General features: G+C 69.0%; 17 protein-coding genes. 7 read left to right on the top strand and 10 right to left on the bottom strand.

Annotated features, from left to right (window positions below; translation table 11 throughout):
* Nucleotides 1–125 precede the first annotated feature (125 nt).
* Both ACN28I_RS16185 and ACN28I_RS16180 read right to left on the bottom strand, forming a co-directional pair.
* Entirely contained in the window at nt 126–1,238 is a 1,113-nt protein-coding gene (locus ACN28I_RS16185; protein ID WP_420942918.1) for a sterol desaturase family protein, read from the bottom strand.
* Entirely contained in the window at nt 1,235–1,915 is a 681-nt protein-coding gene (locus ACN28I_RS16180) for a TIGR02265 family protein (RefSeq protein ID WP_420942917.1), read from the bottom strand. The genes ACN28I_RS16185 and ACN28I_RS16180 overlap by 4 nt, the downstream gene beginning before the upstream one ends.
* 351 nt (nt 1,916–2,266) lie before the next feature.
* Between ACN28I_RS16180 and ACN28I_RS16175 the strand changes: the two genes are divergently transcribed.
* Nucleotides 2,267–4,939: a kelch repeat-containing protein gene (locus ACN28I_RS16175; RefSeq protein WP_420942916.1), complete on the top strand. Its 2,673-nt coding sequence runs from the start codon at nt 2,267–2,269 to the stop codon at nt 4,937–4,939.
* 166 nt (nt 4,940–5,105) lie between these two features.
* Nucleotides 5,106–8,327, top strand: a complete 3,222-nt coding sequence (locus tag ACN28I_RS16170; protein ID WP_420942915.1) for a protein kinase domain-containing protein — start codon at nt 5,106–5,108, stop codon at nt 8,325–8,327.
* An 11-nt stretch (nt 8,328–8,338) separates the two neighbouring features.
* Here ACN28I_RS16170 and ACN28I_RS16165 read toward each other — a convergent pair whose 3' ends face one another.
* Together ACN28I_RS16165 and ACN28I_RS16160 are read right to left on the bottom strand one after the other, a co-directional pair.
* Nucleotides 8,339–8,632 (bottom strand): hypothetical protein, encoded by a 294-nt coding sequence (locus tag ACN28I_RS16165; protein ID WP_420942914.1) that lies wholly within the window; start codon nt 8,630–8,632, stop codon nt 8,339–8,341.
* A complete protein-coding gene (locus tag ACN28I_RS16160) occupies nt 8,622–10,019 on the bottom strand; it encodes a serine/threonine protein kinase (RefSeq protein WP_420942913.1) in 1,398 nt (465 codons plus the stop codon). The genes ACN28I_RS16165 and ACN28I_RS16160 overlap by 11 nt, the downstream gene beginning before the upstream one ends.
* 331 nt (nt 10,020–10,350) lie before the next feature.
* On the opposite strand from ACN28I_RS16160, the gene ACN28I_RS16155 reads away from it, so the two are divergent.
* The 3 genes from ACN28I_RS16155 (at nt 10,351) to ACN28I_RS16145 (ending at nt 12,923) form a co-directional block, all read left to right on the top strand.
* Nucleotides 10,351–10,770 carry a hypothetical protein gene (locus tag ACN28I_RS16155; protein WP_420942912.1) on the top strand — a complete coding sequence of 140 codons (420 nt, stop codon included), beginning with the start codon at nt 10,351–10,353 and terminating at the stop codon, nt 10,768–10,770.
* Between the two features lie 381 nt (nt 10,771–11,151).
* Nucleotides 11,152–12,156 carry a hypothetical protein gene (locus tag ACN28I_RS16150; RefSeq protein ID WP_420942911.1) on the top strand — a complete coding sequence of 335 codons (1,005 nt, stop codon included), beginning with the start codon at nt 11,152–11,154 and terminating at the stop codon, nt 12,154–12,156.
* Between the two features lie 68 nt (nt 12,157–12,224).
* Entirely contained in the window at nt 12,225–12,923 is a 699-nt protein-coding gene (locus ACN28I_RS16145) for a hypothetical protein (RefSeq protein ID WP_420942910.1), read from the top strand.
* Nucleotides 12,924–13,102: 179 nt separating this feature from the next.
* Here ACN28I_RS16145 and ACN28I_RS16140 read toward each other — a convergent pair whose 3' ends face one another.
* Complete coding sequence (locus ACN28I_RS16140; RefSeq protein WP_420942909.1) at nt 13,103–14,845, bottom strand: RCC1 domain-containing protein; 1,743 nt, start codon at nt 14,843–14,845, stop codon at nt 13,103–13,105.
* A 15-nt stretch (nt 14,846–14,860) separates the two neighbouring features.
* On the opposite strand from ACN28I_RS16140, the gene ACN28I_RS16135 reads away from it, so the two are divergent.
* Nucleotides 14,861–15,460 (top strand): hypothetical protein, encoded by a 600-nt coding sequence (locus ACN28I_RS16135; protein ID WP_420942908.1) that lies wholly within the window; start codon nt 14,861–14,863, stop codon nt 15,458–15,460.
* A gap of 149 nt (nt 15,461–15,609) precedes the next feature.
* Here ACN28I_RS16135 and ACN28I_RS16130 read toward each other — a convergent pair whose 3' ends face one another.
* A complete protein-coding gene (locus ACN28I_RS16130; protein WP_420942907.1) occupies nt 15,610–16,047 on the bottom strand; it encodes a helix-turn-helix domain-containing protein in 438 nt (145 codons plus the stop codon).
* Between the two features lie 75 nt (nt 16,048–16,122).
* Here ACN28I_RS16130 and ACN28I_RS16125 point away from each other — a divergent pair, with 75 nt between their 5' ends.
* Entirely contained in the window at nt 16,123–16,992 is an 870-nt protein-coding gene (locus tag ACN28I_RS16125; RefSeq protein ID WP_420942906.1) for a class I SAM-dependent methyltransferase, read from the top strand.
* A 22-nt stretch (nt 16,993–17,014) separates the two neighbouring features.
* Here ACN28I_RS16125 and ACN28I_RS16120 read toward each other — a convergent pair whose 3' ends face one another.
* From ACN28I_RS16120 to ACN28I_RS16105, 4 genes are all read right to left on the bottom strand, one after another.
* A complete protein-coding gene (locus tag ACN28I_RS16120; protein ID WP_420942905.1) occupies nt 17,015–17,983 on the bottom strand; it encodes an ABC transporter permease in 969 nt (322 codons plus the stop codon).
* Between the two features lie 402 nt (nt 17,984–18,385).
* Entirely contained in the window at nt 18,386–19,822 is a 1,437-nt protein-coding gene (locus ACN28I_RS16115) for an ABC transporter permease (RefSeq protein WP_420942904.1), read from the bottom strand.
* Nucleotides 19,819–20,559 (bottom strand): ABC transporter ATP-binding protein, encoded by a 741-nt coding sequence (locus ACN28I_RS16110; protein ID WP_420942903.1) that lies wholly within the window; start codon nt 20,557–20,559, stop codon nt 19,819–19,821. The genes ACN28I_RS16115 and ACN28I_RS16110 overlap by 4 nt, the downstream gene beginning before the upstream one ends.
* Before the next feature lie 211 nt (nt 20,560–20,770).
* Nucleotides 20,771–22,780 (bottom strand): methyl-accepting chemotaxis protein, encoded by a 2,010-nt coding sequence (locus ACN28I_RS16105; protein ID WP_420942902.1) that lies wholly within the window; start codon nt 22,778–22,780, stop codon nt 20,771–20,773.
* Nucleotides 22,781–23,144 lie beyond the last annotated feature (364 nt).

The following is a 23,144-nucleotide window of genomic DNA, read 5'->3' as shown; positions in this document are numbered from 1 at the left end:
AAAATTCGTACGTAGCCGTCAGGCGGGTGTTCGGCAGAGTACCGTGGGCGGCTGACGCAGGCGGTTGATGCCTTCCAGGCAACAAGGAACGGACGCGGGTGTTGCCTCGGCGTCCACACCCAGCCTCAAGGGCCGGAGGTTGCAGCGGCCACCATGAGGGGTGCCGCCACGAGCCGCACCGCCTCGACCACCGGCCCCCAGCGCCTGCCCTCCAGCACTCCGCCCAGCCCGCCGAGGGACGCGAGGAACCAACCCGCGAACGCGAGCTGCACGGGTTGGGTCAGCGAGCGGCTCCGGACGAGGAACAGCACCGTGAGGGCCAACGTCAGCAGGCCCACCACCCCCACGTAGAGCGCCACCCGGCGCGAGGTGCTCACCTCGAACCTGGGCCGGCCCTCCACGGCGTCCGTGGCCGCGGCGGCTACTCCCTGCGGGGACCACTCGGGCGGCATGAACCACACCTTGAGCTTGTCCAACGCCCGGGGGGCCTTCCAGGCGCGCGCCACGAGCTCTCCGAAGGGGGCCAGGGCCGCCACCAGCGGGTTGAACGTGCGGACCGGTTTGACCGTGCCGTAGGTGATGCGCTCCTCCTCGGGCTCGAAGGTGCCGAACAGCCGGTCCCAGAGGATCAGGATGCCGCCGTGGTTCTTGTCCAGGTAGCGGCCGTTGCACGCATGGTGCACGCGGTGGTGGGAGGGCGTGACGAGCACCCACTCGAGCGGCCCGAGCTTGCCGATCAGCTCGGTGTGCACCCAGAACTGGTAGAGCGTGTTGAGCGCCGCCGCCGTGGCGAACATGGCCGGGGGAAAGCCGATCCACGCGAGCGGCAGATAGAAGAAGCGCGAGACGAGCGGCTGGAGCGGCCCCTGACGCAGGGCCACGGCCAGGTTGTAGTCCTCGCTCTGGTGGTGTGGCGCGTGCGCGGCCCAGGCCAGATTCATGCGGTGCGAGGCGCGGTGGAACCAGTAGTAGGCGAAGTCGACGCCCAGCATCAGCACCCCCCACGCCAGCGCCGAGGACGGAGAGATGTCGAGCAGCCGGTACTGGTAGACGGCCAGGTAGGCACCGGCCAGCAGGCCCACCGTCACCGCGGTGAAGACCGTCTGCGCGGCCCCCAGTGAGAGGTTCGCGAAGACATCCGGTCCCCGGAACACGCTCCGGCCCCGAAGGCGTCCGCACAGCCACTCGACGCCCATCAAGAGGAAGAAGAGGGGGATGGACAGCGTGATGAGGTTCATGGCGTGCACTCCACCGGGCGAGTCTCGCACGACTCACCCGGGAGCGCTTCCGCCAGCCTCAGTCCCAGGTGAGGGCGATCTCGCTGTCCAGCCGCGCCGTCTGCCAGCTCCGCACGCCCACCTTGGTCGCGCCTCCGAGCCTCGAGCAGCACTTCCACCACACCCGCGTGGTAGGCATGCGGCAGGAACTCGCGCTTGAGGATGACGCGGCCCTGCTTCGGCCCCAGCCACTCGACCACCTGGGTCCCGAAGTTCACGGACACCTTGTGGGCGGACGGCAGGCTGTCCACCAGACGCTTCGGATCCTTGCGCGCCAGCGTCAGCAGCATCTTGCCCGCCGTGCTCCCCAGGAAGTCCATGACCGCGTGGCGGCCGAGCTGCCGCATCGCCGTGTCGTAGCTCCCGCACCGCGCCAGCAGCTCCGGCATCGCGATGGAGAGGAACTGGAGCTGCAGTGTGGCGGGGTAGTTGAAGACGTCCACGAGCCGCTCATGCCCGGTGGCCTCCAGGCAGCGCTTCGCCACGGCCTCTCCGGCCAGCGTGCGGATCGACTTCAACATGCCATTCAGGAACATGCCGCGGGCGGTGTCCTGCGGGGTGCACTGCGACATCCGCGTTCCGCAGTCGTGCTGCCAGTCGAACGGCGCCTGGGTCCACGAGAATTCCACGCTCTGCATCTGTCCCTCCGAAGGTATCGAGGACAACGGCGCACATCCGGATTTACAGGCTGTGTCCGGTCTCCACCGTGTCCATCACATCCCCACTTATAGAGGGACGCCCCGTGTGAGGCTGTGAATCGGCTCACACCTGTCGTGTGAATTCGTCACACCGGCCCGGTCGTACGGCCGTGTAGGTGTCTTGGCCCCCGGTGATTTTGCTGAACGAGCGGTGCCTACATCCGGCACATGAGGGTGAAGCTCGAATCCATGTTTTTGCTTGGAACGAGAGGTGTCTCTTCTTCATGCTCGTCCCGGCCTTCCTTGGCCGAGTGGCAGGCGAACGGCCGATCCATGGAAAGAGGGACGTGCATGACGATGAGGACCCGAAGCTGGTCGTGGAGACTCGCTGGTGCTCGGACAGCGCTGAAGGGCTCGGCGGTACTGACACTGGCGGCGTTGTCGGCGTGCAGTGAGGTTCGCGAAGAGGAACAACTGGGGCACGTTCCATCGGCCCAGGAAATCACCCGCGCCACGCCGTCCGAGGAGGCGCTGCCGTCCCCTGCCGTCCCCGCCACCGGCACTCCCGCTGCCACCGGCACTCCCGCTGCCACCGACACCGTCCCTTCCACGTCCACCGCTCCGGCCGCCGCCGGCCTCGCGGCGGAGCTGCAGTTCGCGTGGACGGGCAGCCCGGTGCTCCCGGCGCACAAGCAGGTGATGATGACGCCCGTGGTGGTGGACGTGAACGGGGACCGCATCCCGGACATCGTCTTCAGCACCTTCGACGGCGACTACTACAACGAGACCTATAAGAACGGCGGAGACGGCAACAGCAATGGCGTGCTCCGGGCCATCAGTGGCAAGGATGGGCACGAGCTGTGGGCCGCGACGGATGCGTCGGCCCGGGTGAAGCCCGCCGCCAGCATCGCCGCCGGTGACATCGATGGCGATGGCAAGGTGGAGATCTGCGGCATCCCCGAGAACGGCCGCGGCATCATCTGCTTCGAGAACGACGGCACCTTCAAGTTCCGCTCGGCTCCGGACGCCTACGATTACAACGAGTGGGGTGGCCCCTCGCTCGCGGACCTCGAGGGCGACGGCACCGTGGAGATCCTCGACGGCAACCGCGTCTACAGCCACACCGGCGCGCTGAAGTGGGTGGGCTCCGATGGCATGGGCGGCGCCCTGTACACGGGCCCCGTCTCCTTCGCGGCGGACATCGATCAGGACGGCATCCAGGAAGTGGTCAACGGCCGCGCCGTCTACCGCGCCGATGGCAGCCTCAAGTGCGCCAACACCGAGATTCCCCAGGGCTTCGCCGGTGTGGCCAACTTCGACGAGGATCCGGCGGCGGAGATCGCCGTGGCGGGCCACGGACAGGTGAGCCTGCTCGATGACGACTGCACGCTGCTGTGGACCCGCTCGGTCCACTACACCGACCCGGGGCAGCCCTTCCCCACCCAGCCGGGCCACGGTGGCCCGCCCAACATCGCGGACTTCGATGGTGACGGCCAGGTGGAGATCGGCCTCGCGGGTGACTGGAACTACACCGTCTACGCGGCCGATGGCTCCGTGAAGTGGACCCACTCCATCCAGGAGTACAGCTCCGGGAAGACGACCTCCACCACCTTCGACTTCGAGGGCGATGGCAGGACCGAGGTCATCTACGCCGACGAGCTCTTCCTGCGTGTCTTCGACGGTGTCACCGGCGCGGTGCGCTGGCAGACCCGTCACAGCTCCGGCACCGCGCACGAGCTTCCCCTCGTGGTGGATGTGGACGCCGACGGCAGCGCGGAGATCATCGTGGCGGAGAACAACCACGGGGCCCCGGGCTTCAACGGCATCCGCGTGTACGGCGACCGTGACAATGCCTGGGTGGGCACGCGCGGCATCTGGAACCAGCACGCCTACTCCATCACCAACGTCAACGACGACGGCTCCATCCCGGCGCAGCCGAAGGCCAACTGGCTCACCCCGGGCCTCAACAACTTCCGCTCCAACGCTCCGGGTGCCGCTCCCCTGTGCCGCGTGACGGGCTCCTGGGAGAACACCGGCAGCCTGGCGCTGCCTCGCATCCTGCACACCGCCGCGCTCCTGGAGGACGGCCGCGTGCTGGTGGCGGGCGGCTTCAACACCACCTCGGAGCTGTATGACGCGGCCACGGGCACCTGGAAGCGCACCGGCGACACGCTGGCCACGCACCAGTACCACTCGATGACGCGGCTGCTCGACGGGCGCGTGCTCATCGCCGGCGGCGGGACGTGCCCCGTCACGCTCGCCACCGCCGAGGTGTACTACCCGGCCCTGGGCCGCTGGAGGGCCACCGGCAGCCTGGTCGTCTTCCGCACCCACCACTCGGCCACGCTGCTCCCCAACGGCAAGGTGCTGATCGCGGGCGGTGAGGACACCTCCGGCGCCGCGCTGAGCTCCGTGGAGCTGTACGATCCGGCCACCGGCACCTTCTCGCTCGCCGGGAACATGGGCACGGCCCGCCGCGATCACACGGCCACGATGCTCCCCAACGGCAAGGTGCTGGTGGCGGGCGGTGGCAACGACTCCAACGACACCCTGGGCTCCGCGGAGCTGTACGACCCGGAGACCGGCACCTGGACGTCCGTGGGCGGCATGGGCACGCCGCGCCGCTTCCACTCGGCTTCGCTGCTTCCCAACGGCAAGGTGCTGGTGGCGGGCGGTGGGAGCTGGGACATCGCCAGCAGCTCCTCGGCCGAGCTGTATGACCCGGCCAAGGGCACCTGGTCGGCCACCGGCAGCATGAGCACGCCGCGCCGCTACCACTCGGCCACGCTGCTCCCCAATGGCAAGGTGCTGGCCACCGCCGGCTACCACCAGGCCACCGGCATCCTGAAGGCCGCGGAGGTGTACAACCCGGCCACCGGAACCTGGTGCCCCGCGGGCAGCCTCAACGTGGACCGCTACGGCCACACGGCCACGCTGCTCGATGATGGCCGCGTGCTGTCCACCGCGGGCGTCAGCAACACCGACCAGTCCTCCACCGAGTTGTTCAGCGTCGGCGGCAGGTAGCAGCGCTCCCACGGAGCAGGGGCCCCGGTCCGGTGGAATGTCCACCGGGCCCGGGGCCTCGCTGCTTCGTGAGGGAGGAGGGGCCCACCGGTGGGTGGCCGTCACGGCGCTCGGCGTCACATGCTAGGGTGACCGGCCTCCGCTGTGACGGGAGTATGACCGAGCCATGGATCGGAAGTCCCCCAAGCCGCCGCAGAGCACGGCCACCCTGACGCGTGGCGGTGCGGCGGTGGAGCCCACCCTCTCGGGTCCGGTTTCCGTTCCCTCTCCACGGCAGGCGTTCGCCGAGGGCACGGAGGTGGCCGGGCGCTACCGTGTGGAGCGCTTCCTCTCCCGGGGAGGCATGGGCGAGGTGTACGCGGCGGAGGATCTCTCGCTGCACGAGCCCGTGGCGCTCAAGACGATCCGCCCGGAGCTGGCCGCCACACCCGAGGCGCTCCTGCGCTTCAAGCGCGAGCTGCGGCTGGCGCGCCGGGTGACGCATCCCAACGTCTGCCGGGTCTTCGACATCGGAGAGCACGAGGTCGTCCCGGAGCGGGGCACCCCGTACCGGATCGTCTTCCTCACCATGGAGCTGCTCGCGGGGCGCACGCTGCATGAGCAGCTCGTCCGCCACGGGAAGATGCCGCCGGAGCAGGTGCTGCGGCTGGCCGAGCAGATGGCGGGCGCGCTCGATGCGGCGCATTCCGCGCAGATCATCCACCGCGACTTCAAACCCGGCAATGTGATGCTGGTGCCCGCGCCGCCCGCGGTGGGCGGCCTGCGCGCGGTGGTGACCGACTTCGGCCTCGCCCGTGGCGAGCTGCTCGAGGGCGATGGTACGGCCTCGCGCGAGGGCCATATCATCGGCAGCCCTTCGTACATGTCCCCGGAGCAGTTGGAGGGCCTGCCGCTCTCGCCCGCCTCCGACATCTATTCCTTCGGGCTGGTGCTCTTCGAGATGGTGACGGGACGGCGGCCCTTCGTGGCGGAGACGCCGACGGCCGCCTCGCTGCTGCGGCTGCGCCAGGCGCCTCCCTCTCCGCTCGCGCTGGCGCCAGAGCTGGCTTCGTCCTGGGAAGAGGTGCTGCTGCGCTGCCTGGAGCGTCAGCCAGGGGCGCGTTTCGCCACCGCGTCCGAGGCCATCGCCGCGCTGCGGAGCGGAGAGGCCACCCCGGCCCTCGTGAGCCGCGGTCCGGTCAGGAAGCGGCCCCAGGCGAAACAGCCTCCCCCGGCGGTGGCCCCCCCGGGAACGCAGCCGTTGGCACGGCGGGTGGTGGCGGTGCTCGCCCCGCGCAACCTGATGGCCAAGGCCAGTCTGGCCTGGCTGTCCACCGCCCTGGCGGAGTTGCTCTCCGCGGAGCTGGCGATGGGGGAACAGCTCCGCCTGCTGCCCGGGGAAGGCGTGGTGCAGATGCGCAGGGATCTCCTTCTCCCGGAGGAGGAGGGCTTCGCGGCGGCCACGCTGCAGCGCATCCGCGCGCACTCCGGCGTGGACCTGGTGCTCACCGGGGCGTACCTCGTGCAGGGGCGCGAGGAGGACGCGCGGCTGCGGCTCAACCTGCGTCTGCAGGAGGCCACCACGGGCGAGACGCTGGCCCACCTGACGGAGGTGGGCGCGGAGCAGGAGCTGCTGGAGCTCGTCTCGCGCGTGGGCGCCGCCTTGCGCAAGCGCCTGGGGCTGGCGCCGCTGACCACCGAGCAGGCCCACGGGGTGCGCAGCGCGATGCCCGCGGCGCCCGAGGCGGCACGGCTCTATGCCGAGGGGCTCGCCGCCCTGCGTGGCCATGACGCGGCCAGCGCCCTGGAGTGTTTCGAGCGCGTGGTGAAGCAGGAGCCTGCCTTCGCCCCCGCCCACTCGGCCCTGGCCGCCGCCCTCCAGTACCTCTACCAGGAGGAAGCGGCGAAGGAGGCCGCGCGCCGGGCCTTCGAGCTGTCCTCGAGCCTCTCGCGCGAGGAGCGCCTCCTGGTGTCGGCCCGCCATCACGAGGCCCAGGCCGAGTGGCCGCGAGCCATCGAGGCGTACCGGACGCTCTTCGAGTTCTTCCCGGACAACGTGGAGTACGGCACCGCGCTGGTGTTCGCACAGGTGTCCGCGGGGCAGAACCGGGAGGCCCAGTCCACCCTGGAGGAACTGCGCCGGCTCCCGCCTCCCCTGGGAGAGGACGCGCGCATCGAGCTGGCCGCGGCGGTGGCCACGAGCGCGACCGCGGACTTCATCGCTTCCCGGCGGCATGCCGAGGCGGCGGTGTCCCGCTCCCAGGCGGCCAGCCAGGGCCAGCTCGCCGCCTCCGCGCTCATCATGGAGGCCTATGCGGCGCGCAACCTCGGGGAGCCCCTGCGCGCCGTCGAGTTGCTGGAGGAGTCGGAGCGGCTGTTCCTGGGGGGAGGGGACCGGGGAGGCGCGGCGCGCTCGATGCTCGTGCACGCCATGGCGCTCATCGACATGGGACGGCTGCTCGAGGCCGAGCGCGTGTTCGTCTCCGCCATCGAGGCCGCCCGGGAGATCAAGGGCGCCTCGCTGGAGGCCGAAGCCCTCCTGTGCGCCGGTGGGTTGAGCTGCCGTCTGGGCCAGCTCTCCGAGGGCCTGAAGCGTGCCACCGGGGCCGAGGAGCTCTTCCGGCAGCGCGGGCGGCTCTCCGACATGAACTCCAGCACCATCCTGAAGGGCATGGTGCGGCGGCTCATGGGAGGGCTGGACGAGGGCAAACGCCTGCTCGAGGAAGGGAGCCATGCGGCCCAGGTGCTCTTCGAGGACGGCTACGCCGAGGCCTGGGGCCGCTACGAGCTGGGCTGTCTGTTGATGGACCTGGGAGAGCTGGCGCAGGCACGCCATCAACTGGAGCGCGCGCTGGCGTTGCGGCGGGCGCGGGGCCTCGGGGGCTTCGTGGCCGAGACCGAGCTGGGCCTGGCGTGTCTGTCCCTGGAGGAGGGGAAGCCGCAGGAGGCACTCGCGGTGGCGGAGTCCGCGCTGGCGGCCTATGCGGCGCTGAAGAGCCTGGATGGGGAAGGACGCTCGAACGCGGTGAAGGCCCGGGCGTTGATGACCCTGGGGAAGGCCGCGGCGGCGCGCGAGGCCCTGGAACGCGCCCGGACCCTCGCGGGTGGCAGCGAGGACGTGTTCATCGCGGCGGAGGTGCAGCTCACCGGCGCGGCCCTGTTGCGGCGGAATGGTGGGCCCTCGGAGCGGGAGGAGGCGGCACGGCAGCTCCAGTCACTCGCGGCGCGGGCGGCTCGCGGTGGCATGAAGCGGGTGGCGCTCGAGGCGCGGCTCCTCCGCGTGGAGCTCAACCCCGAGGCGAAGGCCGCCACGGTGCGCAAGGAGCTGCTGTCCATGCGCCAGGAAGCGAACCGGCTTGGCTATCGAGCCCTGCTCCAGAGAGCCAAGGCCTTGCTCGGAGAGAGCTGAGGCGCCCGCGCTCACTCAATCTGTGAGGAGCGTCTCAGCGTTCCGGTCTCGAGGTAGACCGGCTTGAGCTGGATGCCGTGCTCCTGGCTGGGAACGAGCTGATTCTCCCAGGGTCTCCAGTCCGCATCGGTATCGGGCATCCGCCCGACGACCATTCCAGCGAGGGCCTTGTCCTCCACGGTGAGGCCGTCCCTCAGCGAGGTGACCCTCACCGGGACATGGGCATGGTAGCCCGTCATCCAGCGGGAGATGCAGCTCCCTGGCTTGAGGACCAGCCGCTCGGACCAATTCCTCTCATCGTCCATGTACTGATAGGACAACACGGTGCCCGTCTTGTTGCAGGTCCTGAGCACCCGGAAGGCCTGCAGGTTGTTGTGGACGGCGGTGTCCAGCAGGGTCCCCTCCAGGAACTTCAGCGCCTGGTGCTGGAACTGCTGGAAGCTCCGTCTTGAGCTGCTCGTTCTGCTGGAGCTGTTGCAGGGCTCCCTGATTCCTGGCGTGCAGGTCCCGGGCTTCCGCCTCGGATCTCGTGGCCTGAGTCCTCGCGATGTCCAACGCCCGTTGGAGCCGCTGGGTGTCCTGCTGCTCCTGCTGGTAGCTCGCCTGGAGACGCTGGGTGTCCGCTCGGAGCTCGTGCAGGTCCCCCTGAGTGGACGCCAGCCCCGCGAACAACACGACCGACAGGCATCCCAGCAGGATCAACCCCGCGAGGAGCCCACGGCCGCGAGCAGCCGGTGCCGGAACCGGAACCGGAACCGGAGCAGGGGAGGGGACCGGGACGGCGGGCACCACCGGTTCTACCGGAGCTGACTTTGGCGCCGGCACCTCCAGCGCCTGCTCGAGGGCGGCCCGGAAGGCCGCGCAGTCCTGGAATCTCCCCGCCGGGTCCACCGTCATGGCCTTGCGGATGCATTGGCAGAGGCCCTCGGGCAGCTCGGGCACCACCTGCTCGGGCGGGGTGAAGTGGCCCTCGGTGATGCGCTTCATCATCTCGAAGTCACTGGCCGCGTCGAAGGCCACCCGGCCGGTGGCTGCCTCGTAGAGGATGGCGCCCAGGGCGAAGATGTCCGTGCGCGCGTCCACCTCGGACGCCCCGCCGATCTGCTCCGGGCTCATGTAGGGCCGCGTCCCGAGCAGCACTCCGGTCCGGGTGCGGTACTTCTCGCCCGGCTCCTCCTGGGTCACCTTGGCGATGCCGAAGTCCGTCACCTTCGGATGCATCCGCCCCGGGTGCCCCCGCGTCAGCAGGATGTTGCTGGGCGTCAGGTCGCGGTGCACCACCCGGTGGCCATGCGCCTCCTGCATCGCGTCCAGCACCGGCAGGAAGATCTGCCGGAGGGTGGGCAGCTCCACTCTTCCGCCCGGGCTCTGGCCGAGCAACTCCTCCAGCGTGCCGCCCTCCACGTACTCCATCACCAGGCCCGGCACCGGGCTGATGACGATGTCCGTCACCTGGGCGATGTGGGGATGGCGCAGGAGCGCCTGGATGCGGCCCTCGGTGGTGAAGCGGTGGCGCGCGTCGGCGCTGTGGAAGATGCGGGGATCCGGCACCTTGAGCGCATGCAGGCTCTGCAGCCCCAGGTGGCGCACCAGGTAGATGCTGGCCATGCCGCCCTCGGCGAGCTTGCGCACCACCTCGTAACGGTTGTCCAGGAGCTCCCCGGGCTCGAGCAGGCTCTTGTCTTCGCCCATGTGCAGGACCCTCTGGGTCGCCGAGTCTACATGATGGGGGCGGTTCTCCAGGGTCCGCTCGCCATGCGCCCGATGAGACGCCCGCTCGCCTGTCCGGTATCCGGCGGGGCTCCCCCTGGGGCTGTTCCGGCCGCATGGGTGGTCTCACCTTGTCCGAGGGAGGTCGTCCTCGATGATGCGTGAGCGGCTGCCGTGGACTCTCGGATGGGTGAGCCTGGGAATCGGACTGACGGAGCTGACCTTTCCGAAAGGCCTCTGTCGCATCCTGGGCGTCTCGAAACGTCACGCCGGGCTGGTGCGGGTTCTTGGCCTCCGGGAGGTCGCCAGCGGCTTGGGGCTGCTCCTCCAGCCGAATCGGCGGGAATGGGTCTGGGCCCGTGTCGCGGGTGATGCCCTCGATCTCTCGCTCCTGGGCGTGTCCTTCCGGCGCCCACGTGCGAACAGGGGCTGGCTGGGAGCCATCACCGCCGCGGTCACCGGGGTGACGCTCGTGGACATGTTCGCCGCCGTGGGGACGTGGCGCTCGCCCCGGCTCCGCTCGGGGACGGTGACGCCGTCGCTCGGGATGGACACGGCGAGCGGAGGTCCCGCCGAGAGCTGGCGGGGCAGCGGTCTGGCCGAGGACGTGGGCGCGAGCCCGCATCGGAGCGAAGACGGCCTCCCGGATGATGAGGAGAAGCAGCGGATGATGAGAGAGGCCGCGCGGGAGCTCGGGCTGCCGGATCGGGACGAGCACGGCACCCGGCGCTGAGTGCCGGGCCCACCTGGGATGTAAAAGACCCCCCGGGAAGATCCTCGGAACCACCCGTGACGCAATGATGCAAGCAGTACGGACGGAATTCCGGTGGCCCCATATTCCTCCCGGAACGGAGCGCGCGGATTCCAAGGTGGCTGCGGGAATCCGCGCGGTCTGCGCCACCCCGGCGTGCTGTCATAAATGACGTCGCGGTCATAAATGACTTCAAGGCGTTTACCGGGCTGCGCTGGCTTTACCCGGGCTCTGGCGCCACGGGTCAAGAAATTTCCCAGCCGCTTGTGGACGCGCTCCACCCGCCGGCCGGGGCACATGGCTTGCTCATCGGAGAACCCGCCAGGCCGCGGTGATGCCGATCAGACCTCCAGGGTGGCTGCCATGAAGAGACTGTTTGCGCTGAGTATGCTGGTGATGGGCTGTGGGGCTGGCAGCGAGCTCTCGCCGGAGTCGATGTCGTCGGCGGCCCAGGAGGTGCGCATCGAGGCCTCCGAGGGCGTGGAGGGCATCTCCCGCGGCGCGCGGGGCGCGACCTTCTGTGATTACAAGCTGCTCCCCACGCTTCCGGTGGACACGGCTCCGGCCCTCATCGAGCGCGACCGGATGTACATGGCGGCCCAGCCGGGCGTCACCTTCAAGTACCTGCCGCTGTCCCTGCCGACGGCCAGCGATCCGTTCATCTACAGTGGTGGGCGCTACCTGGTGGACACGGTGAAGCACGCCCAGGATTACGGGCACTGGATCCTCAACGAGTTCACGCTGGATGGCGTCCTGTTCCCGGAGCGCTCCTACTTCGTCAAGACCGAGTGCACGGCCTACAGCGTCATCGGCACCCAGGACATCAAGCCGCTGCGCTCCACGCACCACGTGATGCGGACCGAGCGCTTCAAGCTGCCGGCGGGCAATCACCGCGGCTATCTCGAGTCGCGCTGGAAGCAGTTGGTGGTGGAGGCGCAGGCGCGCGGCATGTCCAGCGTGTGGCTCGTCTACAACGCCGAGGAGCGGCTCGCGGCCTTCGTGTACACGCTCGAGCGCGGGGGCAAGCAGGTGCCCGGGGTGCCGGATTTCGGGACCTTCTCGGCGCTGGAGTCGGCGCCCTCGCTCGGGGCGCGCCTCGCGCGGCCGGGCTGGGTGAAGACGCAGGATGTGACCCATTTCGTGTGGGGGCTCTGGTTCCGGTTCGCCCTGGGGGACAAGGGGCTGCCCACCGTGTGGCCGAACGCGTCCTCGCTGCCGGCGCCGTTCGCCGGGGACGGGCTCTGCCTGGTGAGCGCGGGCGAGAACCATGTGAACAGCCCTTCCGATTGCCTCGCGACCTGCGGCAACGCGGTCGCGGATCCGGGTGAGACCTCGGTGAGCTGCCCGGGCGACGTGCGCGGCATCTGAGAGTTGGAGCAGGACGAAGCGCAGCGGCACCACGTGGGATTTCAAGCGACTCAACAAAGGTGAAGAACATGCGAAACCACATCGATTCCGCGCAGTTCCAGGTGCTGGGTGCGAATCTGCAGATCGTCATCGACGGGTTCGGCTCTTTCACGCTCATCGCCCACCGGATCCTCCTGGAGGAGGGCCTGGGCACCGATGATGGCTCCGGCACGGTGAAGTTCCAGGCGGACAAGTGGTACTCGCTCGACCTCTGGCTGAACGCGCTGCGGCGGATCGGCAACGAGTTCGGCCATGCGCTCCTGCATCAGTCGGGGATGACCACGCCGAAGAACGCGGTCTTCCCGCCGACGGTGACGGACATCCGCAGTGCGCTGCAGTGCATCGACATCGCGTACCACATGAATCACGCCGTGCTCGGCCAGCCCATGTTCAACCCCGGGACGGGCCAGATGTTCGAGGGGATTGGCCATTACGGCTATTCACACGCCGTGGGCACGAGCCTGATCACCATCGAGAGCACCACGCCGTATCCCTGCGATTTCGACCAGGGCATCATCATCGCCATGGCGCAGCGGTTCCAGACCTCGGCCGTGCTCACCCATGATGCCTCCCGGTGCCGCAAGCACGGGAGCGATCGCTGCGCCTACCACGTCACCTGGAAGGAGGCCTCGGTTCCGGTTCACACCTTCCGGGCGAAGACCGCGACGGCTCCTTCGGCCGCGAAGGCGGCGGTTCCGCCGTCGCTCCGACGCTCGAACGTGGGCTGAAGGCGGCCTCACGGAGCTCCATCGGCGCCCAGCCCGGTGAAGAGCTCCCAAGCTGCGGGGACGGGAGCGCCTCGGCCGGGCCATCGAGCCGGCACCGGATGGGGCCACTCCCGCGGTGAATCGCCTCGACCGGGCTTCCCTGGTACGAGGGAGTCGCAGGCGTGCCCCGGGCACTCCGGTCAGGGCAGGGCGGCCTTCAAGGGGGCGCAGCTACCCGTGCCCCCCTGGTCCGTGCCTTTCTGGAAGAAGCCGTCTCCCCAACCCCAGACCGTGCCATCCGTGAGGAAGGCCTCGGCATACCGTTCGCCGATGCTCACCCCCGATACCCCGGTCAGGCCAAGGATTGGAGCCGGGATCGCGCCGTAGTTCACCGTCGAAGACGCGCAGTTGGCCTGGAAACCGAAGTCCCCCCAGGTCCAGGGCGTGCCTTGGGTGCGCTCGAGCGCCACCGCGTGGGTCGGGCCCGCGAAGACGGAGAAGGTCCCCGAGTTCCACACGTACGTCCGCGCCGGCGTCGGATGGCTGCTCCAGGGGGCGTCCCCCAGCGGCCCACCGCCCCAGGCCCACAGCTCCCGCGTGCCGCGAATCGCCAGGGAGAAGGAGTCGCCCGCGGCGATGGAGGTCACTCCCGCCATCGCCGCCACCTTGATGGGAACGGAGCTCGAATTCGTCGTCCCATTGCCCAGGCACCCGTGGCTGTTGTCACCCCAGGTCCACACCGTGCCGTCACTCTTGAGCACGAGCGAGTGTCTCCGCCCCGCGGCGAGCGCCGTCACGCCCGTCAGGGTCCCCACCCGCACCGGGAGGGTCCGGTTGATGCGCGTGCCGTTGCCGAGCTGCCCGGAGCCGTTGGCCCCCCAGGCCCAGACCGTGCCGTCGCCCCTGAGCGCCAGGACGTGAGACCTGCCCGCGGCCAGCGCCGTCACGCCCGTCAGGCCAGACACCCGGACAGGGGTCGCGCTCGCGGTGGTGGTCCCGTTGCCGAGCACTCCCGTGCTGTTACCACCCCACGCCCACACGGTCCCATCCGTGCGCAGCGCCAGGGAGGAGTCGCTCGTCGCATGCACCGACTTCACGCCGGACAGGATCGTGGCCTGGACGGGAAGCGTGCTCACATAAGGACTGGCCCCCGCGCCGAGCTGGGAGGAGTAGTTGTCACCCCAGCCCCAGAGGGTCCCGTCCGCGCGCAAGGCGAGCGAGTGCATGCTCCCCGACGCGACGCTGGTGGCCTTGGCGCCGCTCACGTACGCCGGAGCCGGCGTGAAGACGAGATCATCGCGATCATCGTAGTCCCCGAGGGTGCAAGGACTCGCGGTTCCGCCCCGGCGCATGGCCGCGCGGACGGCCTGCACTTTCGAGCCCTCCGGAACCGTGTAGGTGGCCTTGAGGGTCTGTGAGTCGGTGCCCGTCGGCGTCAGGGTGGTGATCAACGTCCACGAAGGGCTGGTCACGGACGAGGAGGAGTAGAGGTCCAGGAAGTTGCCTTGCGGCATCGTGGGCATCTGGACCGTCACTTCGATGCTCGCCGGACGGCCCTGGGTCAACGGCGTCTGGTCCTCGGTGAAGATGCGCACCGTGCGGACCCACTCGCCGTCCATGAAGGAGCCCTGATTGCCATCCAGGCACGTCCCGCCCAGGGTGCTGGGAGCGTAGTGCTCGGTGATGACCTGCCCGCGGCCATCCAGATCCCTGCCCGGATCGCAATTCCAGGTCACACCGTCGCACTTGAAGGCCTTCAGGGTGGGATCGTAGGCCGCGTAGATCGTCTCGGCGAGCGGCGCCTGGGCCACGCCTGGCGAGCCGGGCAGCTCCTCGCCGGCGCCCGGACTCGCGAGGTCCGGCGCGCCACAGGCTGCCAGGAGGAACCCTCCCAGCAGTCCGGCCCACCTCTTCTTCTGAATGTCATTCCCGCTCGAATGCATGTGCCTTCCACGTAGATGCGGCGGACGTTCAAGGAACAATCCGCAATCGCGTTGAGTGCGGAAATCAACGGGAAAACCGGCGGAATATTCATTCAGCCGCGAGGCGGACGGCCGGACCCGCGCCCGGGTCATTACGCCACGGTCTTCTACGCCGGGTCGCGAGCGATCTTCGACCGGCACCTCTCCACCCTCCAGGCGATCGCCAAGAACTCGGTCTATGTCGACGAGAAAATCGGTTCCGCCGCGACGCTCGACTGCGCGATTCTCGAGGCGTACTACGGCAGCTCCCTGGCGTTCCTGCACGCCGCGGCCATGTGCAAGGCGGAAGGGCTCGATCCGAAGATCTTTTTCTCCCACAAGAGCTCCTTCCTCGGTCTGGTCTCCGTCACCGCCGACGCCGCGCAGGGCATGGTCGAGCGCAACGACTTCTCGGGCGACCAGTGCAGCCTCGATACCCACGTCGCGGCCATCGAGCACATCGTCCGGCTGAGCAAGGACGCCCGCATCAGTGCGCGCTTCCCGCAGGAGTTGCTCGAGAACTACAAGCGCGCTCTCAGCGAGGGTCTGGGCCGTCAGGAATTGCCGGCGGTGTTCCGGACCCTGATGCGGGATTGACGCCTGGGAACGGCCGCTCTCACGTCATCAGGTGGGCCCCTCACTCGCGATGCAGCGCGAGTGCTTCGTGGAAGCCAGGAGGGGGAGGCCCAACTCCACTCCTTACCGTTCATCCTGGCTCCTTCATGATTCGCCCGTGTTCCTTGGAGCTATTTCACTGGTGGCCGCGGAGCCCTCTTCCTTCGCGCACCCATCGCTCCAGACGCGGTGGCCCGCAGCATGCGGCGGAAGGTGGGGCATTCCATGTGGCTCGGCGCGGGGCAGGCAGCCGCGTGCCGTAGGCCATCACGCATGGCGCTGAGTTGGCGGATCGTCCTGTCGAGCTCCTCCGCCTTGGCCGCGAGCATCTGCCGGTCGATGCGCGGCCTCCCGTCCGGCGCGAACATCCGCGCGATCTCATCGAGCGAGAAGCCGGAGGCGCGCCCCAGCGCGATCAGCGCCAGCCGTTCCAGCACGCCGGAATCGAACAGACGGCGCAGGCCCCGCCTGCCGATCGAGGTGATCAGCCCCTTTTCCTCATAGAACCGCAGCGTCGAGGCGGGAACGCCGGACCGCCGCGCCACCTCGGTGATGTCCAGGTCTCTCAAACGCTTGACCTCAAGTCGACTTGAACTGGCACAGTACGGCTTTCGATTCTTGAAGGCACGCAAAAGGGGACGATCATGAATGTCACGCGCCAGCCCGATAACGAGCAGACGACGCTTTGGAATGGCCCGGCTGGACGCGCCTGGGTCGAGGCGCAGGAGGTGCTCGATCAGATGTTCAAGCCGCTTGAAGATCTGCTCGTCGAAGCGGTCGCCGGCTCCGGGCGCCAGGTGCTCGACGTCGGCTGCGGTACGGGCAGCACAACACTCGCCGTCGCGCGGTTGCTGGGCGCGAAGGGCCGCTGCACCGGCATCGACATTTCGGAGCCGATGATCACCGCCGCCCGGGCCCGCGCCGAACGGGATGGCACGCCGGCAAGCTTCATCCGCGCCAACGCGCAAAACCACGCCTTCGAGCCCGCGAGCTTCGACATGATCATCTCGCGCTTCGGCGTCATGTTCTTCGACGACTTCGCTCAGGCCTTCGCCAACCTGAAGCGTGCCGCGAAGGACGACGCCGAATTGCGGTTCGTCGCCTGGCGGAGTCCTTCGGAAAACCCGTTCATGACGACGGCCGAGCGCGCCGCGGCACCGCTCCTGCCGAACCTCCCCGCCCGCCGGCCGGACGCGCCGGGGCAGTTCGCTTTCGCGGACCAGCGCCGGGTCCACCGCATTCTGGAGGAGAGCGGCTGGGCCGGGATCGACATCCGGCCGATCGATGTGGCCTGCACCCTGCCCGAGAAGGAGTTGATCCGTTACCTGACCCGGCTCGGTCCCCTCGGCCTGATTCTTCACGAGGTGGACGACCGGACCCGCACCCAGGTCATCGAAACGGTCTGCGCCGCTTTCGAGCCCTATGTGCACGGAGCGGAAGTCCGCTTCAACGCTGCCTGCTGGATGGTGGGCGCCCGGGCGCCGTCCGCGCCGAAGGAGGCAACGCGTACCTGAGGGGGCGGACTCGCAGGTTTGCTCACCCCCGAGCCGCGGACAACGACAGGCTCCTCACGCCGGTGACGGCGGCGCCGGAGACGAGCGCCGCCAGCACCAGCAGCCCGAGCATCGGTGAGATCGGAAGGGAGGCGCTCGAGGGCCTGGGCTGATAGCGGGGCACCTGCTCGAAGTCGGCCTTCTGGAACGGCCGCTCATGGAACATGTACGGGTAGTAGAAGTCGCGAAGCCGTGTGTGGAACCGCTCGACGCTGCTCTGGTATGCCAGATGCGCCAGCAGATCGCTGTCCGCGGCCCGGTGGAGGAGCGTCTGAACGGCGGCCGCCGGCAGGAGCCAGCCGAGCCGGGCGGTCCACACCTCGCGGGCCCTCAGGCTCTGGCGGTAGTCAGCGACCTCGGCTGAGACCCCATCGTCGCCCACCTCGTGCATGGCGTAGTACCACTTCCAATGGAAGCGGCCGAGCACCGGCGGCGTGTCGCGCCACTCCGGATGTTTGACGAAGAAGGGACGGAAGGTCTCGTCCTTGGGAATGTCCCAGGCGCGGTGCACCAGCTCACGCTGGGCCAGGGTCAGGTCGATGCCCTTGGCCACGGGGATGGCGCGGGAGATCACGGCGTTGGCCAGCGCGGGCGCCAACAGGGTCAGCACGATCCAGCCTCCGACCAGCGCGGCGCCGTTGGCCGCCGAGCTCCGGCCCCGAGCGGCGACAAGAAGTGCCAACCCCAACCAGAACGCCACATAGAGCGCCGCCGCCAGGACGATCGCGAGGGTCCCCGCCACAGGGGCCCTGGAAATCACCGAGCCCATCACGAACGGCCCCAGCAGGGCGCCCAAGACCAGCAGATAGCGCAGGGCGCTGCGACGCACCCACACCCCCCGGCCGGACGCCGGCAAGGAGACCAGGAGCCGGAGCCGCCCGGCCTCTCGTTCGCCCGACACCAGATCGTGCATCAGGGCGATGATGACCAGAGGCGCCAGGTAGATCAGCACGAAAGCGAAGTCGAAGGCGCCCGGAAGCGCGAGCTTCCGGGTTCAAGGTCTCGGACTCGTAGAGCTGCGATTGGAGGCCCAGCAGCCGCACCCGCAGGACATAGGGCTGCACATCCCGCTGTCCGAGCGCCGCGAAGGCCAGGGGCGAGGGGGGATCCGTGGTGAGGTGGAAGGTGTAGTAGGCGGCGGAGCCCGCGTCTCCGTTGGGCTTGCCATGATCCTTGGCCACCGAGGCCAGGTCCATCCGCTGGGCGGCTTCCACCCGGCCAATGACGGCCTCCTGCCGAGCGGTCGCCGCGAGGCCGGCCGCTACCGACAGGGCCGTGAGGAGCAGGAGGAGCAGGAGCGCCCCCGCGCTCAACGGCGCCCGGAACAGCAATCTCGCATCCGCCTTCCAGGCACTCATCGCGCGACCTCCCCCAGACGACGGGCAGCCAAACCGCAACCGGCGAGCAGGGCCGCCAGCCAGCAGAGCAGAACCACGAGGTTGGCCCGGATCCGGTCGCCCGCGAGCTGGAGCACGTCCGGTTCCCGATAGGTGAAGCGCGGCAGCGCCTTCCAATGCTCGGCGGAGATCCGGGGGTCCGCTCCGGCGTTCTGGTTGGGGATCTTCGTCACCTGCAGCAGGTTCAGCGCTTGGACGAAGCGATAGCGGTGCTGTTCCACCTGCTCGAGGAAGTCCTGGTGGCTCTCGGTATCGGTAGCGGCCAGGCTCATGGAGAGCTGACGCATGGCGATGAGCGGGCTGATGCTCCCGAACTGGCGCACGAGCCGGTTCTGCTCGGCCTCTCTCTCGAAGGCTTCTCGCGCGTGGCGGTCGAACAGCTCGCTCGTCAGGCGCTCTCCTTCCATGCCCACCAGCCCCGCCCACTGGACTGGCAGGTCCTCCACCTTCTCGACGCCGTATCTGGCGAGGGTCTTCGCCTTGAAGCCCGCGAAGTACGGGTCGTCCGGATTGTGGCTGTCGCCGATCTGCTTGAGCTCATGATGGATCGCCACGTCCGTCTCGATGCGTGTCGGCGTCGAGATTCGCGCCAGCGCGAGCTCGGGCAGAATCCGGGGAACGAGGATGATCCCTCCCATCCAGGCCGCGACCAGGATGATCAGCGCGTCTCGGGCGCGCCCCACCAGCAGCGACACGAGCAGGGCCGCGGCCGCCCAGATGGACAGGTAGACGAGATAGCCGGACACCAGCAGCACGCTCGGAACCGGCGGCGCCCAGCCGGCGAGCGCCGCGGCCGCCAGCACCAGGAGCGCCGGCGCGGCGAGCACGGCCACCACTCCGGCATAGGCCGACAGCTTGCCCGTGGCGAGCTCGGACGGCCGCAATCCCTGGGCCAGGAGCAGCCGCAGCGTTCCCTGCTCACGCTCCCTCGCGACGGCGCCGAAGGCGAGGAAGACGATGAGCAACGGTGCCAGGGTCTGCAGCACGAAGGCCGGCGTCAATTGGCCGAACCGCAGCAGCAACGAGGATTGCCGCGCTTCGCTGAAGTTGGCGCTGTTCTGCCTGTGACCTTCCAGAAACACCGTGTTGCCGGTGAAGCCGTCCACCCCCGGATCGAAGAAGGCCAACGTCGAGAGAGGCCGGAAGACGAATTGTCCGTAGTGCACCATCCGATGCGGATGGCGGTCCGGCTGGGCGTCGAACGCCTCGTCCGACGCGGCCTGGTAGCGAGCCCTGGCCGCCTCCGTGGCGTTGCGCTGCTCCATCCCCAGGAGGGCGGAGGTCAGGATCAGGGCCACGAGCGTGAGACTGGCGATCATCGCCACCCGGTTGCGCCCCAGGGCCCGCCACTCCTCGGTGGTGACCCTCAGCACCTTCGTGCTTTGGAGGCTCATGCGGCCTCCCCTGCATGCGCATAGCGCTGATGCAGGGCCCTGACATCGAACCGTTCTTCACCGGTGGCGGCCAGCTCCTCCTCAAGCCGGCCCTGCGCCAGAAAGCCGATCCGGTCGGCGATCTCGGCAGCGCTCAGCAGGTCGTGCGTCACCATCAGCGTGGCCACGCCGCGCAGGCGGGCCGTGTCCAGCAGCCGGTTGAAGTCGCCGGTCGCCCTCGGGTCCAGGCCGGAGGTCGGTTCGTCCAGCAGGAGCACCGGCACACGGCGAGCGATGGCGAGCGCGATCGCCACCTTCTGGCGCATGCCCTTGGAGAACCCGCCCACGCGCTTTTCCCACGCCTCGCGTGCCAGTCCGACCGCCTCCAGCGCCTCGTCGATGTTCGCGGGTGACCGCTGCTCGCTTCCCGCGATGGTCAGGAAGTAGTCGATGTTCTCCCTCGCGCTGAGATGCTCGTAGAGGGCCACGTTCTCGGGGACATAGGCCAGCCGCGACCGAGCGGCCCGGGGATCGACCGCCACGTCGTGGCCACAGACCCGGGCCTGTCCCGCCGTCGGGCGAACCAGGCCAAGGAAGATGCTGAGCGTCGTCGACTTGCCCGCGCCGTTGCCGCCGAGCAGGGCATAGATCTGCCCAGGCTTCACGGTGAAGTTCAGCCCTCGAAGAACGGACTTCGACCCGTAGCGGTGCTCGAGTCCGAGCGCCTCCAAGGCGCCGGTATTCACAACGTCGGACATGCTTCCCTCGCTTCGCATCCTCCGCGGCAGCCCGCGGAACTCCACCGTCCCGGCACAGCATCTATATGCAACTCAGTGGCGATTGCAAAGCCCCTGGTCAAGGCAGGACACCCGTCCGCACGATTCGGGGTGAGGTTCCTTATCGGGTGGATGAAGTCTCTTGCGTGCGAGCCTGTCCAGGCGGGGCCTTCGTGGAAGCCCCGGCGGGCCCTCACATGCGCTGCTCGTGCCGCCGCGCCTGGGGCACGGGGTTCACCAACCGGAGGTCAGGAGACCTGCTCTCGAAGGCCCGCGCACCAGGACGGCCGCGCGGTGCGCCCGGGTCCTCGGCCCCGTCCACCCGGAAGAATCCCACCAACTGCAGCAGGCCCTCCGCTTGCGCCGCCATCTCCTCCGCGGTGCTCGACAGCTCCTCGGCGGCCGCCGCGTTCTGCTGCGTCACATCGTTCAGGCCGAGCATCGCCTTGTTGAGCTGTCTGACGCCCGATGACTGCTCGCTCGACGTGGCGGCGACGTCCTTCACCAGGTGCGACGTCGTGTCGATCGATGGGACGAGCGCCTGGAGCAGGTGGCCGGACTGCTCGGCGATCCTCACGCTGTCCGACGCGACCGTGCTGATCTGCCTGGCGGCCGTCTGGCTGCCCTCCGCCAGCTTGCGGACCTGGGACGCGACGACCGCGAAGCTCTTGCCGTGCTCGCCCGCGCGCGCCGCCTCGATAGAGGCATTCAGCGCGAGCAGGTTCGTCTGATAGGCGATCTCCTCGATGATGGAGATGTGCGAGGCGATCTGCTTCATGGCCTCCACCGTCGCGCCAACGGCCCGGCTGCTCTTCTCGGCGTCGACCGCTCCCTTGGCCGCGATCGTCTCCACCCGGCGGCTGCTGTCGGCGTTCTTGACGATGGACTCGCTCATGGTCTCCAGGTTGGTGGTCATCTGCTCGAAGGTGGCGGCCTGCTCGGTCGCGCGGCTCGAGAGCGCCTGGGACGTCTGAGAGAGCTGTGACGCGGCCGACGAGAGCGCCGCGGCCCCATCGCGGACATCGCCAATCACCTGCGCCAGCCGGTCGCGCATCGAGCGGAACGCGTCGGCGAGGACGCCAATCTCATCCTCCGAGTGGTGCTCGAAGCTTCCGGTGAGGTCGCCATTGGCGATGCGGGTGGCGACGCTGGAGATCGTCTCGAGCGGCCGGGTGATGCGGCGGATGACGAGGAGGACGGCGCCACCGAGCGCGAGCAGCGCGAGCGCCCCGAGCAGGAGCGTGAACTCGCGCAGCTCCCGAGCCGGCGCGAGCACCCCATCGAGGGGAGCGAAGACGGCGAGCGCCCACGGCGTCACGGTCTCACCGATGCTGATGGGGACCACCACCTCGATGGCGCCCGCCCCGAGCACCTCCGAGTAGACGCGGTCGGAGAGCGCGGTGCCGCTCGAGAGGGCGGTCTTCACCAGGGCCTCCGCGGGCGAGTCGCCGAGCTGCTTCGCGCGACGCTCCTGCGAGGGGTGCGCGACGAGCGAGCCATTGTTGGAGACGAGCAGCGCGTACCCCTTCTCGAAGGCGGTGATCTCCGAGACCTGCTTCTGGATCTGCTCGAGCGAGATGTCCGCGCCGACGCTCCCGACGAACTTGCCGTCGAGCAGGATGGGCACGGTGATGGTCGTGATGAGGGTGGGCCTGCCGCCGACGGGGTAGATATAGGGATTGACGATCGTCTCCCTCCGGGTCTTGCGCGCGAGGAGGTAGTAGTCGCCCGTGCCCTCCACCTCGTAATCGACGTTGGGCTCCAGCGCGATGTGTCCGGAGCCGCGGGACCAATTGGAGATGTAGCGCCCGGTGGCGTCCGAGCCGGGCGTGTTCACGTACTTCGCATCGAGCCCATCGAACGCATTGGGCTCCCACGTCGTCCAGATGCCGAGGACCTTGGGGTTGGCCTCGGCGACCTCACGAATGGCCGCATCCGCCAGCCGGCGATCGGCCAGACCGGCGGTCTTCTGGGCCGCCAGCGCCTGCGCGAGCGTCCGGACGGGCATGAACGCGGCGTCGAGCTCCGAGTTGACCATGCGCGCGTAGCGCTCGGCCATCTGCGTGACCATCTGGTTCGCCTGCTCTTCGGCGACCCGCGAGGACTGCCTGCTGACGACGAGAACGAGGATGCCGAGTGCGATGCTGATGACGCTGCAAAGAGCGACGAGGAGCTTCGTCGCGAGGCTCTTGCTGAATCCCATGGGCTCGCAAGTAGCACGGGGTTGCGTGTACGAGAGCGAACGGTCCCTGAGCCAGCGCTCGGATGCCCCCTCGCTCCTTGCTCCCTCTCTCCTGGAGCAAGCTACCGCGGGGACCTGGGCCGGGGGGCGTGAAGCCCCGGGGCCTCAACGCCCGCGCGGATAGCTCCACAGGCCCGGCTCGTCCGTGATGTCCACCACGAGGAAGCTCCATCTCGAAGGGAGGCGTCATCCGCGGCATGTGCCCGACGGCCACGGAGCGGCCATCCGGCCCATGGCGTCCCCAGGGCGGCGGCGTGGATGCTCGTGGGTCGAGTTGAGCGGGAACTCCGCCAAAGATGCTATGTGGCGTTCAATCGAACCCCGA

Source organism: Archangium gephyra (assembly GCF_049060025.1).
Lineage (GTDB): Bacteria > Myxococcota > Myxococcia > Myxococcales > Myxococcaceae > Archangium > Archangium gephyra_A.
Note: the sequence above shows the minus strand (reverse complement) of the source record. Positions and strands in the feature narration are given on the sequence as shown.